Consider the following 14801-nt stretch of genomic DNA (forward strand, 5'->3'; position numbering starts at 1 on the left):
CCGACCGGCCACGCAAGTACTAGTCCGTTTCGTTGCTGAGTACGTCGGCCGGGTCACCCAGATCGAGGGTGGCCCGGCTGGCGCGGTGATGGAGCTGGCCTGGGGAGTCGAACCGATCTGCGCCGTGCTGGCCGAGTACGGAACGCCGATCGCCCCGAGCACCTACTACGAGCACCGCGCCCGTGTCATGGACGGCTGCCTGTCCGACGCTGAGTGGCGTGATGCTCTGATGTGCAACGAGATCCACCGGGTCTTCACCGCGAACTACCGGGTTTACGGGGCGAAGAAGATCTGGCTGCAACTCAACCGAGAAGGCATCCCGGTGGCCCGGTGCACGATCGAGCGGCTCATGAGGTTCATGGGAATCGAAGGCGCCCGCCGGGGTGGGAAGAAGCCTCGAACCACGATCAGCGACCCGACAGCGCCCAAGCCGCCGGATCTGGTCGATCGCCAGTTCACGCCCGCGCGGCCGGATTCGTTGTGGGTGGCAGACTTTACGTATGTCGCGACGTGGTCCGGGACGGTCTATGTGGCCTTCGTGATCGACGCGTACTCGCGCCGGATCCTGGGCTGGCGGGCCTCCACGAACAAGCGCGTTGAGCTGGTCCTGGATGCCCTGGAGATGGCGATGTGGACCCGCGGCCGACAGGGCGTGGGCGACCTGACCGGGCTACGGCACCACACGGATGCCGGGTCGCAATATCTTGCGCTGGCCATGACCGAGCGCCTGGCCGAGCACGACATCCTGCCCTCGGTCGGGACCGTGGGCGATGCCTACGACAACGCCCTGGCCGAGAGCGAGATCGGCCTCTACAAGACCGAGCTCATCCATCCACAAGGGCCCTGGAAAGGCTGGGACGACGTCGAACTGGCCACGCTGGAGTGGGTCGATTGGCACAACCACCGAAGGCTGCACGGCGCCTGCAGCGACCTCACCCCAGCCGAGCTTGAGCAGATCCATTACGGAACCCACCCGGCCTTGGCTACGCTGCTGCCGTCAACCGCTTGAGTCTCCGGACACTCCGGGGCGGTTCAGTGTGGTGGTGGGCGTTGGGGACCCTACCCGTTGGCTTCTGCGAGGCTCCACATGCTCCACATGGAGGTGCGCATGCGGCGGGGTTGACGCAAGGTGGTGACGATGGCGTGAGCGACGTCCTCGGGTTGCAGGAACTGTCCTTGTTCGGGTGGGGTGTCGCCGAATCGTCCGGTGGCGGCGGCGAAGTGGGTGTTGACACCGGCAGGGGCAAGGACGGTAACGCGGATGTTCTCCGCGCGTACTTCGCGGTCCAGGGAGATTCCGAACTGGATCTGGGCTGCCTTGGTGGCGGCGTAGACGGACTCGTTGCCGCCTCCGGTTCCCAGGCCGGCGACTGATCCGATGATGGTGATGTCTCCTGCGCGGGTGTGCTGTCGGTAGTGCTCGATAGCGGCGCGGGCCAGCCAGATGGTGCCGAGGACGTTGGTGGAGAGCATGAGCTGGATCTGTTGTTCGGTGTAGTCATGCAGGCCCCCGTAGAAGCCGACGCCGGCATTGGCGATAACGCTGTCCACTCGTGACCAGCGTTCGGTGCCGGCGTCGATGAGCTGTCGTGAGGTCGCAGGGTCGCCGACGTCACCGGCGACGGCGACGACACGATCGGGGTGCTCCTGCACCAGGGCCTGGAGGCGCTGGGCGTGCAGGTCACCGACTACGAGGTTGGCGCCTGCAGCAAGGAGTTCTCGGGCGGTGACGGCACCGATTCCGGAACCGGCGCCGGTCAGGACAATGACTTGGCCGCTGATGTCGCGCTGTTCGATGGACACGATGCTCCTCCTGAGCATTGGTACGCCCGGATGCGGGCGGGGTAGACGGGGTGCGTGGACTGCCCGCGACGGGCGTGCAGTGCTGGGGCCAGGGCCGTTCCAGTCACCCTCTCTTTTGGCTGGGGCTGACGAGTGAGTGGAACGACCCAGAGCCCTGCGATGGGGCTCGGGACCGTGCGGTTCAGCCCGATGTGGTGCTGTGTGGTTCTCATGGCCCGGTGCTACTGCTGGTGTGGGCTGTCGAGGTCGGGCGTTGCTGGCCTGTCTTCGGCCGGGGCGCTACCAGATGCGTACGCGGGAGTGTCCGGGGTTGAGGCGGGTGAGGGGCCCGGCGGGGTAGCGGCCGGGGGAGGTCTTGACGGCACCGATGAGATCGGTGTCGATGCGGGCGGGTGTGCCGTCGGGCTCTTCGAAGTCGGCGTCTGTGAACCGGACGCGTTCGAGGTCGCGGCCCTCGGTCAGCGGGGCGTGGGAGTGCTCGAACTCCTCGGGCAGGTCCAGGTCGAGGAAGACCTCGGTGCCGGTGTCGTCGATGGTGATGGTGGCGTGTCCGGCTACGAGGGGGCTGGTTTCGCCGGCGAAGGCGCTGGCGCCGGCGAGGTAGGTGTTATGGCGGGCGTAGAGGGGCTGCTTGACGGTGAGGAAGCGTTCGTGGTCGCCGGGCGGCTGCTGCTCGAGGCGCTGGAGGTATTCCTCGAAGGAGGCGGGGTGGCCGTTGTAGCCGGAGGTGCCGCAGACCGCTGGGTTGGTCTTTTCGGCTTTCGGGCCGTAGGCCGGGCGTTGTGAGCCGATGAACAGGTTCCCGACGAAGCGGTCGTCGCCGCCGTAGATCACGGCGTACCCGGCGACCTGGGTGCTGTGGGGGCGGTGGTAGGGGGTGGCGCGGTCCATGACCGGTTCGAGTTGGAGGGTGCCGGCGACGAGGTTGTTGACCAGGGCGCCGCCCTGGCTGAAGAGCTCGAGGGAGGCGGGGGAGGCGAAGATGTTGTGGTCGGCGAGGTAGGGGCCGTGGCTGACTTCGACGAACAGGTCGCGGTTGTTGGAGTAGAAGATGTTGCGGGTGATGCGTGTGCCTTGGGTCTGCCAGTCCAGCCAGGTGCCCAGGGAGCAGTCGTGGATGCGGTTGTGCCGGATGGTGACGTCGATGGCGGCGTGCAGTTTGATACCGGCGATTTCGTAACCGTAGTACTCGCGTTTGAGCGCGATGTTGTAGATGTGGTTGTCCTCGATGGTGGAGAAGACACATCCCAGGTGCCCGACGATGGCGTTCTGGCCGCAGTCGTAGATGGTGTTGGAGCGCACGATGTGGGAGCCGACATGCTCGCGGTCCCAGCCGATCTGGTGGGCCGCGAAGACTGATTCGAGTTGGTACTGGTATCCGGGCTTGTCCCCGCGCTGGGTGGAGTAGTTGTGCCCGGTGGAGGCCTCTTTGCCCAGGGAGATGGCTGAGCACTTGGCATCGTGGATGATGTTGTCCTCGATGATCCATCCTTTGGCCCAGTTGGGTCCGATCAGGCCGGGCTGATCGGCGGTGGGCGGGGCCCACGGGCTGGCGGCGTGGGCCATCTCGAAGCCGCGCACGGTGATGTAGTCGAGGTGGTGCGCTTCGGGGTAGAACACCGAGCGGCGCACGTTGATCTCGACGAGTTCGGTGTTGGGGTCGGCGCCCTGGAAGTTGGCCCACACGGTCGTGGTGTCGGTCGTGACCTCGGCGTACCAGACGTACCGGGTCTGCTCGGGGTTGCGGACGTGGTCGAGGGTTCCGGTCCAGTGGTCGAGGACGTCGGTGTGCCCGATGGGCGAGGAGACATCCGCGGGGCTGTAGACCTCGTAGAAGCTGGTGCCGTTGAGGTAGACCTCGCCAAGGTGGGGAACGGGGGCACCGTCGGATCCGGTGACGAGCCAGTCCCCGGCGATCTTCTCGGCGAAGGGGTTGAAGCTGCCGAAGAGCGTGTTGGGGAGCGTGGCTTTCCAGACGTGTCCCTCGGTGGGCTCCCATCCGGTGACGCGTTCGGATCCCTTGATGACCACGTGCTCGCCGGGGGCGGCCTGGTAGGTGATGCGGCGCTGGTCGCTCAGGCCTGAGTGGCGGGGGCGGACCCATTCACGGTATTCGCCTTCGTGGACCAGGACGGTGTCCCCGGCCTGCGCAGTCGCGGCCGCCTGGTTGATGCTCCGCAAGGGGCGGGCCTGTGAACCGTCGCCGGTGTCGGATCCGGAAACGGCAACATGGAACGTGGTGGGCATGAATCGTCCTTCATGGTCTGCGGGGACCGTGGGTTCGTGGCGGCGAGCCTCGAAAAGGCCTGCCCTTTAGCGGGTGTGGGGGTTGATGAGGGCGCTGCGTGCCTGGGGGATAAAACGGGTTCGTTTCGGGGTGGCGGTCTATTTGCCGATGCCGGCGGTGAGGCCGGAGAGCATCTGGCGACGTCCCAGGGCGTACAGGACGAGGATCGGCACGGTGGTCAGGACGACGGAGGCCAGGACCGCCGGGACGTTGACGCCGTACTGGCCCTGAAAGGTCCACAGGGCCAGGGGCAGGGTGCGCTGAGTCGGGCTCTGGGTCAGGACCAGGGGCAGGAGAAAACCGTTCCACACGGTGAGTCCGTTGTAGATCGACACGGTGACCAGGGCAGGACGGACCAGGGGGAAGGCCAGGCGCCACATCGTCATCCAGTCCGTGCAGCCGTCCAGGCGCATGGATTCGAACAGTTCCTTGGGCACGTCGCGGATGAAGTTGGACAGGACCAGGACTGACAGCGGGATGGCGAAGGCGATGGAGGGAAGGATGATCGCCAGGAGGCTGTCGTACAGGTGCAGCCGGATGATGATCAGGTAGACGGGGATGATGGTGGCTTGCAGGGGGATGGCGAGCCCGGCCAGGAACAGTCCGTTGGTGGCCCGCAGGAACCGGTTGCTGCCGTCGCGGACGATGGCGAAGGCTGCCATGAACGAGACGAGCACGGCCGGCACGACGGTGCCGAGCGCGACGATCGTGCTGTTGATGAAGTAGCGGACGAAGTCGGACTCGATGACGAGGCGGTAGTTCTCCAGGGTGGGGGAGCTGGGCGGGGACAGGGGGTTGGACCCGAAGTAGGAGGCCTGCTCCTTGAAGCTGGTGGCCACGATCCAGTAAAGGGGCAGGGCCACGACCAGGAGCCAGAACCAGGCGGCGCTGGCTCCGGCCCAGTTGACCTGTCGGAGCCTGCCGAGCCTGCGGAGTCTGTTGGTGGTGTGGTCGTTGTGTTGCTGGGTGGCGGTGGGCGGGGTGGTGCCGGGTGCGGGAGCTGTGGTGGTGGGGCTCATCTCAGGCTCCCTCGAGCATGGATTCGTTGTTGTTGGTGCCGCCCAGGCGTCGCAGGAGAAGGGCCAGGCTCAGGCCGACGAGGACGAGGATGACCGCGATGACGCTGGCTGGTCCCATGAGGTTGCCGCGGAAGCCCCGGATGTACATGTCCAGGGCCAGGACTCGGGTGGCGTCACCGGGGCCTCCGGCGGTGAGGACGAAGATGAGGTCGAAGAAGGTCAGGGAGCCCACGACCATGAGGGTCGAGGAGGTGATGATGGTGAACTTCAGCTGGGGCAGGGTGATGGAGAAGAACTGCCGGATGCGCCCGGCGCCGTCCAGTTGTGCGGCTTCGTAGAGCGAGGCGGGGATCTGGCGCACGCCGCCTTGGTAGATGAGGGAGTGGAACGGCACGAACTGCCAGGCGACGATGAAGATGACGATGCTCAGGGCCAGCGGGCCCTTGCCGAGCCAGTCCTGGTTGAGCAGCCCGATCCCCAGGCCGGTTCCCAGGCCGAAGTTGGGATCCAGCAAGGCTTTCCAGGTGATCGCGATGGCTGCTGAGGACAGCAGGAGCGGGACGAAGTAGATCACGGCCAGCAGGGCGCGGTAGCGCTGGTGGCCGGCCAGGAACACCCCGATGAGCAGACTCATGGGGGTCTGGACCAGCCAGGACAGGGCCATCACCAGGAACGTGACCCACAGGGCTTTCGGCATGCCCGGGTCGGTGATCACGTCCTTCCAGTTGCTCAGGCCGTTGGCGGAGACCGAGCCGATCCCGTCCCACGTGGTGAACGACAGGGCCACGATCCCCACCAACGGCACCACCCCGAAGATGACCACGAAAATCAGCGCCGGTAACGCGAACCACGTCAGGGACTGCTGGCCGGCCGGGGAACTGCTGGAGCTTCTGCTGGGGCTGGGAGCGGGGGTGGTCATTGGCCGAGCACCGCGTTCATGCTGGTCGCGAACTGCTCGGGGCTGATCGAGAGCTGGAAGAGCTTGGCGATGTTGTCCAGCAGGACCTCGGCTGAGGCGGGGCTGAGGGCCTGGTCCCATGACTGGACGAAAGTAGATGCCTGGCTGGAGGTCTGGTAGACGAACTGCAGCCAGGCGGCGTCGGGGGAATCACCGATGAGGGAGTCGGAGCCGTTGACGACGGGAATGTTGCCGCTGTCGATCCAGGCCTTCTGCTCGGTGGTGTCCAGCAGGGTGGTGGACAGGAACTTCTTGGCCACATCCTTTTCGGTGTCGCTGGCCTTGGCCGAGATGGACAGGTACTGGCCGGGGTTGCCGACGGTGTTGCTCGGGTCGCCCTTTCCGCCCGTGACGGTGGGGAAGTTGACGAAACCGAGGTCCTTGGCGACGAAGTCGGGTGCGCTGTCCTTCATCTGGGCGTAGGTCCAGGCGCCGTGCAGCATCATGGCGGCCTTGTCCGAGTACAGCAGGGCCTGGTCGGCGTTGGAGTCGGCGGTGATGGAGGAGAATCCCTTGATGAAGCCGTTGGCCTTCACCAGCTTCTGCACCTCGCTCAGGGCCTGGAGTGAGGCCGGTGCATTCCAGGCGTCCTTGTTACCGGCGTAGATGGACTCGAACAGTTCCGGGCCACCGATCCGGTCGAACAGGAACTCCAGCCACATCATGTTCGTCCAGCGTGACTGCCCACCCAGCGAGAACGGCGCGATGCCCTGGGAGTTGAAGGCCGGCACCAGGGCCAGCACCTCGTCCCAGGTCTTCGGAGGCTGGACCCCGACCTTGGCGAAGAGAGCCTTGTTGTAGAACAGGACGATGGGGGCCACAGCCTCGCACGGGACCGCGTAGATCTTCTGGTCCACCGTCGCCGCGGCGAACGAGGACGCGAACAGGCGATCCTTCAGTTGCGGGTCCTGAGCGAACCAGTCGGTGAGGTCCTCGACCTGATCTGCCTGGACATAGGTGCGAAGGCCTCCGCCTCCCCACCCGTAGATGATGGTCGGCGCCTCGCCCGCGCCGAGTGCAGTCTTGATCTTGGTCTTGTAGGCGTCGTTCTGAAACACCGTGGTGGCGATGGTGCTGTCCGGATTCGCGGCGTTGAACCGCTCGACCGTCGCCTGGCGGATGCCCTCCTGCGGCTGGCCGGTCAGCGACCAGTACGTGGCACCGGTCGATGCGCTGCTGGAGCCAGGACCGGCGCTGCCACAGGCCGCCAGGGACAGCCCGGCCAGCGGAATCCCAGCCATCAGGCCCAGAACACGTCGCCGCGACAGACCTGGCACCGCGGCGCCGGCCGCGCCCGGGCGTGCCGCTTCAGCCGAGCGCGCGAACAGAGTCCTTCGATCCACATTGACCTCCGGGGACGGGGCCGGCTCACCGGCCACGAGTAAGTCTCACCGACACTTGCCAACAACGCGAAAAGCTGCGAAAGTTTTCGTGATCGGGAGGTGATGTCAAGCTAAGATTCTTGCTCCTGGCCTGTCAAGAGATCCGGCCCTTCGAACTGCTTGCGCCTACACCTGTTGCTTGTTGCGATTTTCGTCGGGAGATGGCGTTCGGGGCTGGCTGGTGCTGGCAGCCGAATCCGCGAAAAGTTTCGTGACAAGGGATTGTTTTCCGGGCGGGGTGGACGGCCCCCGGCGGTGGCCGATCTTCGGCACGGGCGGTGGGCGGCCTCGCGGCAGAGCTGCAACGGCCCGCGTGATGATGGGAACCCTCATCGTGAGCAGCGTGTCTCGGTGGCAGGCAGGACGGTGTCAGTTACTCGGTCTGTCGGTCTGTCGGTCTGCCGGCCGGTGGGCTGGTGGATGGGGCGGCCGGAGGGATCGGCGGGTGTAGCTGCGGCGTGGGTGAACAGGCGGGTCAATGTGGACCGGGAGATGGACGCGAAGGTGAGCGCGAGCGTGGGAGCAGAGGCGTTGTCGGACCGGCCGGAGCGTGACTCGGGGGAGCCTGGGAGGAAGGGGCCGACGCTGACGGCGGTGGCCCGGGCGGCTGGGGTCTCGATCGCCACGGTCTCGAAGGTGATCAACGGGCGTGTGGGGGTGGGGGACGGCACTCGTGCCCGGGTCCAGGCAGTCATTCACGAACTGGGGTATGTCAGCCCGGTGGGGAAGCGTGCTGGTCAGAACCCTGCCCCGGGGCCGGCGGTCTCGGAAGTGAGTATTGAGATCGTGGTGGATCCGCTGAGCGTGTCCAACCCGTACCTGACGCTGGTGCTGGTCGGTGCGATGCAGGCTGCGGCCGAGAACGGGGTGGCGCTGGTGTTGCGTAGCATCGAGGCGGTCGTGGACAGATCGCCTCGGACGTGGGCCGGGCAGGTGGCTCAGATCGGCAGGGGCGGGGTCATTGAGGTGACCAGTGCCTACTCTGCGGCGCGGGAGGCGGCCCTGGATGCCCAGGGCCTACCGATGGTGCTCATCGACCCGGTGGACGTTCCCCGCGATTCGACCTGGAGTATCGGGGCCACCAACTGGGCCGGGGCCTACGCAGCCACTCAGCACCTGCTCGGTCTCGGGCACCGGCGTATCCAGTACCTTGGCGGACCAGGCCGGGCGCGCTGCGACGTTGTCAGAGCTCACGGCTGGGCGGCGGCTATGTCCGAAGCGGGCCTGAGGGCCGACCTGGACTCGGTGCCGCACGGCAGCTACACCTTCGAGCACGGCCTGGCCGCAGCCACCCAGCTGCTGGGCGAACCCCCGCACCGGCGCCCGACAGCTATTTTCGCCGGCAGTGATCCCTGCGCGATCGGTGCCCTGGAAGCGGCCCGGCGACTGGGCCTGAGTGTGCCTGGCGACCTGAGCGTGGTGGGCTTCGACGACTCACTGCTGGCCGCTACCAGCACGCCGCCGCTGACCACGGTGCATCAGCCCATCTCGGACATGGGCCGCACCGCGGTCACCACGCTGCTGCGCCGTATCCGCGGGGAGGACATGGCCACCAAGCGCATAGAGCTGGCGACCCGTCTCGTGGTTCGGGACACGACTGCTGCTCCAGTGCACGCTCCTGGCAGCTGATCTCGGTCTCGTAGGCGGTGGGGCTGCCCTGGAGGGTGGGGGCGCTGAGGAGGAAGGACACAGGTGACGGCCAGAGCGGAGATTTCTCCTGTCGGGGCCGGTGTGAAGCGTGTCCTGGCCGTAGCCCTCGGCCCACGGCTTGTGAGCTGATGGGCCACGAGGCCCGCAGGTCAGGGCGCGGGTCGAGCGCGGTTCGGCCTCCAGGCTGCAGGCAGTTGTGTCCGGGCCGTGGCGGGCCGTTCAGCTTCCGGCCCCTGGGCGTTTGGCCTGTTTCGGCGTTGTTCGTGAGGCCTGGTCGTGGCCCAGAGCGTCGTAGGCGGTGGCGACGATGTGGGAGCGCCAGTTGCCGGCCTGGCCGGTCCCGACGACTGTCAGGCTGGCGATGGCCAGGGCGCCCAAGGCTCCGATGACGCGCAGGCGACGCTCGGACAGGCCGGAGTCGGCTGATAGGCCGAACGCTTCGAGGATCAGGTGATGGTCGCTCGCGGTGGGACGCGAGCCGGTGGTGATGTGATTGAGGGAGAACGCCGTCAGGCCCGGGCGGGACATGGCCTGATCCACCAGGAGTGTCAGGGCTAGGCGATCACGCTCCGGTCCGGTCGGCAGCGCGCGGACGGCCTCGAGTACCTCGCTCATCAGCGCAATCGATCGTTCGGTGACCGCCTCGGCTAGCGCGTCCTTGGAAGGGAAGTGATGCAGGAGGCCGGTCTTGGACAGCCCGACGGCCGTCGCGACCCGCTGGACCGAGGTCTGCGTGAAGCCGTGGCGGGCGAAGAGACCGGCTGCCGCCTCGAGGATCTGTTCGTCAGCCAGAAAACGGAAGGGGCCAGGCATCGGCCCAGTCTAGAGTCCACCGACCTGTATGGTTTTAATACCGACCACAATGGTCGGTCAGGTCGGGTCGAGCGTTACGAGTCGAGGAGCGCCCAATGGCGGGACGGATGAACGGCAAGGTGGTACTGGTGACCGGTGCCGCGAAGGGGCAGGGTCGTAGTCACGCGGTCCGGCTTGCCGAAGAGGGTGCGGACATCATCGCGGTCGATATCTGCGAGCAGTTGGAGACCGTCAATCACGTGATGGGCACCCCGGCCGATCTGGCCGAGACCGTGCGGCTCATCGAGGCCCTCGACCGCCGTGTCGTCGCCGGGGCAGCCGACGTGCGAGACCGCGCGGCGCTGACCGCATTCGTGGACTCGGCCGTGGCCGAGCTCGGGCACCTGGATGTCGTGGTCGCCAATGCCGGTATCAGCCCGATCGGTCCGGACATCGAGATGATGGCCTGGTTCGAGACCGTCGGTACGAATCTCTCCGGTGTGGTGAACACTCTCCAGGCGGCCTACCCTCACCTGCAGTCGGGCGCCTCGATCGTGTGCATCGGCTCGATGGCCGCGATGATGCCGGGAAGTATGGACAGCCCCTCGGCAGGGCCTGGCGCCAGTGGTTACGGGTACGCCAAACAGTCTGTGGCGCGGCTGGTGCACAATCTCGCGCTGAACCTGGCGCCCCGATCGATCCGGGTCAATGCCGTGCACCCGGGAAACATCGACACCGACATGCTGCAGAACGAGTCCATGTACCGGCTCTTCCGGCCAGACCTGGAGAACCCGACCCGTGAGGACGCGCAGCCCGCTTTCGGGTCGATGCACAAGATCCCGGTGCAGACGCTCGATCCGCGTGACATCTCCGAGGCCGTGCTCTTCCTGGCCTCCGACGGGGCCCGCTACGTCACCGGGGCGCAACTGAGGGTGGACGCCGGCGCCCTGCTCACATCGATGACCTCCGGAGCCCCTGCCTGAGAACACCATGGCGCGTGCGCCGATGAACGCTGCAGGCCTTGCCCCAGCCCATGTGTCAGGGCATGTTTCATGAGTCTGCGCCAGTGTGAGCCACGGCGGCGGAGGCGTCCTGATGCCCGGCACGACGAGGTGGTGGGCTTCGGGGCGCGGCCTGCAGCGCCTGGTGATGTCGCTGACCCGTGTGGTCCTGACGTGCAGTCCGACGGGCTGCGCATCGTTGAAGGAGTCCTTGATGGAGACTGTCCCATGACGTATTCCGTGGGCGTGCGTATCGACCGCACCTTCGCGCCCGAGAACATTGCCCCCTATGCCCGGCATCTGGAACAGCTCGGTTACGACGAGGCCTGGGTCGTGGAGGATCTGCCATTCACCGGTGGGATCAGCGCGGCCGCGCTGGCCTTGTCCGCCACCGAGAGGATGCAGGTCGGGGTAGGCATCTTCGCCTCACGGGTCCGGACCCCGGCCTATCTGGCCATGGAACTGGCCACCCTGGAACGGGTGTACCCGGGCCGCGTCGTTCCGGGCATTGGGCATGGCGTCCAGAGCTGGATGCAGGAGGTGGGTGAGCGGGTGGCCTCACCGCTCACCGCGTTGCAGGAGACGGTAGAGATCGTCTCAGGTCTCCTGGCGGGGGAGGAGGTGCACGTGCAGGGCCGCTACGCCAGCGCCGACGGGGTGCGTCTGAACCGGCCTCCGGCCGTGCCCCCTCCTGTGTATGCGGGGGTGCGTGGCCCGAAATCTCTGGAGCTGGCCGGTCGGCTGTGCTCAGGGGTGCTCCTGGCCGAACCGGCCACGCCCGGGTTCGTGGCTCGGTCGAAGGCTGTGGCCCAGGCCGCAGCGTCTGCTGCCGGGCGTGCGGATCCGCAGGTGGCCGCCTACATGTGGCTGTCCATCGATGAGGATCCCAGGCGGGCGCAAGCATCCGTCCGCGAGCTCCTGAGCGAGAACCTGGCCGACCCCGAGCTCCCGCGGCAGCTGCACGACCTGCCCTTCGCCGCGGAGCTGGCCGAGCGTCTGGAACGGGCGCACACGCCCCACGATCGGGCGGCGGCGCTGGAGCCGGAATGGATCACTCAGCTCGGTGCCATCGGTACCGCACAGGAGTGTGCTCATGCCGTCGAAGCTCTTGCCGCAGCTGGGGTGGACCGCATCATCCTTCTGCCGGTTCCCGGGCGAGAACCTGAACAGGTCACCGAGTTCGCGCACCAGGTCCTACCGAGACTTCAGCGCTCACACTCATCGCCGTAAGACACAACCTGGGACCGGACAGGATCGGACGGGACCAACAGGACCGGGCTGAATCTGAAGAGGTTCCGGCGCAGGAACTCTTGTGAAACGGGGTGCCTGCGCCGATCTCCAAGCCCAATCCTGTGGGGTGCCGTTGCGCTGCCATTGACTGCTGCCAGGCCGCTGATATGGCGTGCCCGGACCCCGGACCCCGGACCCCGGACCCCGGACCCCGGACCCCGGACCCCGGACCCCGGACCCCGGACCCCGGACCCCGGACCCCGGGCCCGGTCCGGACTCGGGGAGGGCTCGTTACGTCTTGGGGTCGTTATCTGAGCTGTGAACGATCTGCGAGTTGCCGGGATCGGCACGACGTCCATCCTGCTCACTGGCGCCCATGGGCTGCGCTCCGCCGTAGGCGATGTCGTCAGGTGATCACAAGGTCGGCCTGGGCGGCTTTACCGGTGGAGTGTGGGCTTGGGGCGTGGCCACTGCTGAGTGGTCGGCGTTGCTAAGCGAAGCAGTCAGGCTCTTGTTGCGGGAACTATCCCAGCGCCGCGGTGAACTCCGCCCACAGTTGCTGGCGGCGTTCCATGTTCTCGACCGCCTCGTAGAAGCGAAGACTGCCGAAGAACTCCTCGCCCACCTGAGTGGCCGGGATGATGGTTGAGGCGATCTGTTCGGCGGTCAGGCCGGCGTCCTGCGCGGCGGGCGAGATGGCCTGCTGGTAGCTCAGCACACCGCTGTTGCCGGTCTGACCCACGAGCCTGGCCTGCCAGGGGGTTTTCAAGGTGTGCGAGATGAACTCGTACACCTCGTCGAGGTGCTGAGCTCCGCGCTGGGTCACCGCGTAACTGTCGGTCCAGGCCGGCATCCCGGCAGCCGGGGTGTTGGTGACGTTGAGAGGGATGTCGTCGGAGGCCAGAGAAGCGACCGTGGCGATGTTGTTCAGGTATCCGAGCCTGACGGTCCCCTCACGGAAGTCATCGGTCTGGTCATCGATGCCGCTGGCCAGGGAGGCAACCTGGGGAACCAGACGCTTCAGCCACTGGCGCACCGTCCGGAAGTCGTCCTCCGTGAAGTTGTAGGGATCGGCTACCCCTGCGGCGAGAGCGACCATGGGTAAGACCCCGACTACATCGTCGAACAGGGAGACCTGTCCTTCAAAGGCCTTGTCCCACAGGATGGTCCAGTCGAGGACCACGCCGTTGTCGTCCCGGTAGGGATCGGCCGCCGCGTTCGTGAGGATCTCGGGCGAGTACGCCAGTGGCTGTGTTCCCCAGTTGTAGACAACCCCGTACAGGCGTTCGTCGATGGTCGCGGTGCTTCTCCAGTCGAAGCCCAGATCGATCATGGTGTCCAGGCCCGGGATCCGGCTCTCGTCGATCGCCGTCAAGAGTCCTGCGCTGACGTAGGAGTCGTACATGCCGGTGGTCGCCAGGACGAGGTCGTAGGCGTCGGGTTCGGCAGTGACGACCTCGAGCATCTGGGTCGGAGAGGTGGCGCTCTCGGCGACGACGCGGATTCCGGTCTGCTCATGGAACTGCCGCAGCCAGGGCTCCTGGTGGTAGCTGTCCCAGGTGAGTAGGCGCAGTGTCGTGGTGTTCTTGTCCCCGGTGGCGCGCGCACGGCCGGCGCCGATACCGGCCGCTCCGATTCCGACGGCGGCAGCACCCGCGGTGAGAAGTGCTCGGCGGCTGATCCGGCCACCGGCGAGGGGCCCGCGCGAGAGATCTCGGGACACATTTCCTCCAGCCACGCCCGGGGCCGCGCCAACCGCAGGCCCTCAGGATCTGTATCGGGCCTGAGTGACGGAACATGACCTCGTTCGCGAACTTCCGAAGGAGATCATGTGCGTTCATAAGCTTCGGTGTCGTGGTGTCGAGTAGGAAAGGACGACTAATCCGACGAGGGCGAGTGCTGGCATGACCTGGCTGAGGGATCTACGCGTAGCTCGAAAACTACTGGTGTGTTTCTGTCAACGGCCAAGCGTTCGTCCCCGTAGGCGGCCAGTTTTCCTCCCCGCTGGCGGCCAGGTAGTTCTCCCCAACGGCGGCCAGATATCTCCCCGGCCTGGGGTGGGTTGGGTTAGCTGAAGGGCTTGACGCCTTGGCCGGTGGTGGCCTGGGCGAGTCGGTAGCTGTCACCGTCGGTTACGACGATGTGGGCGTGGTGCAGGAGCCGGTCAACGGTTGCGGTGGCGAGGGTTTTTGGCATGATCTCGTCGAAGCCGGAGGGGTGCAGGTTGCTGCTGACGGCCACGGATCGGCGTTCGTAGGCGGCATCGACGAGGCGGTAGAAGCCTTCGGCGGCGTCGGGTGAGACCGGGAGCAGGCCGATGTCATCGACGATGATGAGGTCGGAGCGGATGATCCGGTTCAGGGCTCGGGCGATGGAGTCGTCGGCGCGGTGGCGGCGGACCAGGACGCCGAGGTCTTCGATGGTGAACCAGGCAACGCTCATCCCGGCCTCGATCGCGGCCTGTCCGATGGCTTCGCTGAAGTGGGACTTGCCGGTGCCGGAAGGCCCGCAGATGGAGAGGTTCTCGCGGCGCCCGATCCATTCGAGGGCCTTGAGGGCGTCCTGCGTTGCCCGCGGGATGGACGATTTGGCCTCGTCCCAGTCACCGAAGGTCTTACCGGTGGGGAACGCCGCGCGTTTGCGGCGGGGGGGGGGGGGGGGGCGGGGGGGGGGGGGGGG

Annotated in this window: 12 protein-coding genes; 4 read left to right on the plus strand and 8 right to left on the minus strand. The window is 66.6% G+C overall.

Annotated features, from left to right (window positions below):
- On the plus strand, positions 1–1009 hold a 1009-nt coding region (locus tag LR394_RS40420), incomplete at its 5' end, for an IS3 family transposase (protein WP_331283143.1).
- A 50-nt stretch (positions 1010–1059) separates the two neighbouring features.
- Here the strand turns inward: LR394_RS40420 and LR394_RS40425 are convergent.
- From LR394_RS40425 to LR394_RS40445, 5 genes are all read right to left on the minus strand, one after another.
- Positions 1060–1803 carry an SDR family oxidoreductase gene (locus LR394_RS40425; RefSeq protein WP_231450028.1) on the minus strand — a complete coding sequence of 248 codons (744 nt, stop codon included), beginning with the start codon at positions 1801–1803 and terminating at the stop codon, positions 1060–1062.
- 279 nt (positions 1804–2082) lie between these two features.
- Entirely contained in the window at positions 2083–4050 is a 1968-nt protein-coding gene (locus LR394_RS40430; protein ID WP_231450029.1) for a right-handed parallel beta-helix repeat-containing protein, read from the minus strand.
- Positions 4051–4188: 138 nt separating this feature from the next.
- Positions 4189–5109 (minus strand): carbohydrate ABC transporter permease, encoded by a 921-nt coding sequence (locus tag LR394_RS40435; protein WP_231450030.1) that lies wholly within the window; start codon positions 5107–5109, stop codon positions 4189–4191.
- A 1-nt stretch (position 5110) separates the two neighbouring features.
- Complete coding sequence (locus LR394_RS40440) at positions 5111–6028, minus strand: carbohydrate ABC transporter permease (RefSeq protein ID WP_231450031.1); 918 nt, start codon at positions 6026–6028, stop codon at positions 5111–5113.
- Positions 6025–7308 carry an extracellular solute-binding protein gene (locus tag LR394_RS40445; RefSeq protein ID WP_231450032.1) on the minus strand — a complete coding sequence of 428 codons (1284 nt, stop codon included), beginning with the start codon at positions 7306–7308 and terminating at the stop codon, positions 6025–6027. Before LR394_RS40445 ends, LR394_RS40440 begins: the two co-directional genes overlap by 4 nt.
- A gap of 633 nt (positions 7309–7941) precedes the next feature.
- Between LR394_RS40445 and LR394_RS40450 the strand changes: the two genes are divergently transcribed.
- Positions 7942–9078, plus strand: coding sequence for a LacI family DNA-binding transcriptional regulator (locus LR394_RS40450; protein WP_231450033.1), 1137 nt, complete (start codon positions 7942–7944; stop codon positions 9076–9078).
- A gap of 240 nt (positions 9079–9318) precedes the next feature.
- On the opposite strand, the gene LR394_RS40455 is transcribed toward LR394_RS40450, so the two are convergent.
- Entirely contained in the window at positions 9319–9912 is a 594-nt protein-coding gene (locus LR394_RS40455) for a TetR/AcrR family transcriptional regulator (RefSeq protein WP_231450034.1), read from the minus strand.
- A 95-nt stretch (positions 9913–10007) separates the two neighbouring features.
- Between LR394_RS40455 and LR394_RS40460 the strand changes: the two genes are divergently transcribed.
- Positions 10008–10874 (plus strand): mycofactocin-coupled SDR family oxidoreductase, encoded by an 867-nt coding sequence (locus LR394_RS40460; RefSeq protein WP_231450035.1) that lies wholly within the window; start codon positions 10008–10010, stop codon positions 10872–10874.
- 246 nt (positions 10875–11120) lie between these two features.
- The gene (locus LR394_RS40465) at positions 11121–12122 is read left to right on the plus strand and encodes an LLM class flavin-dependent oxidoreductase (protein ID WP_231450036.1); all 1002 of its coding nucleotides are present in this window, start codon (positions 11121–11123) and stop codon (positions 12120–12122) included.
- Positions 12123–12645: 523 nt separating this feature from the next.
- Here the strand turns inward: LR394_RS40465 and LR394_RS40470 are convergent.
- Both LR394_RS40470 and LR394_RS40475 read right to left on the minus strand, forming a co-directional pair.
- Positions 12646–13845 carry an ABC transporter substrate-binding protein gene (locus LR394_RS40470; RefSeq protein WP_231450037.1) on the minus strand — a complete coding sequence of 400 codons (1200 nt, stop codon included), beginning with the start codon at positions 13843–13845 and terminating at the stop codon, positions 12646–12648.
- 344 nt (positions 13846–14189) lie between these two features.
- Positions 14190–14801, minus strand: a 612-nt coding sequence (locus tag LR394_RS40475; RefSeq protein ID WP_231450038.1) for an ATP-binding protein, incomplete at its 5' end; no start/stop codon positions are given.

It is taken from the genome of Kineosporia babensis (assembly GCF_021129305.1).
Classification (GTDB): domain Bacteria; phylum Actinomycetota; class Actinomycetes; order Actinomycetales; family Kineosporiaceae; genus Kineosporia; species Kineosporia babensis.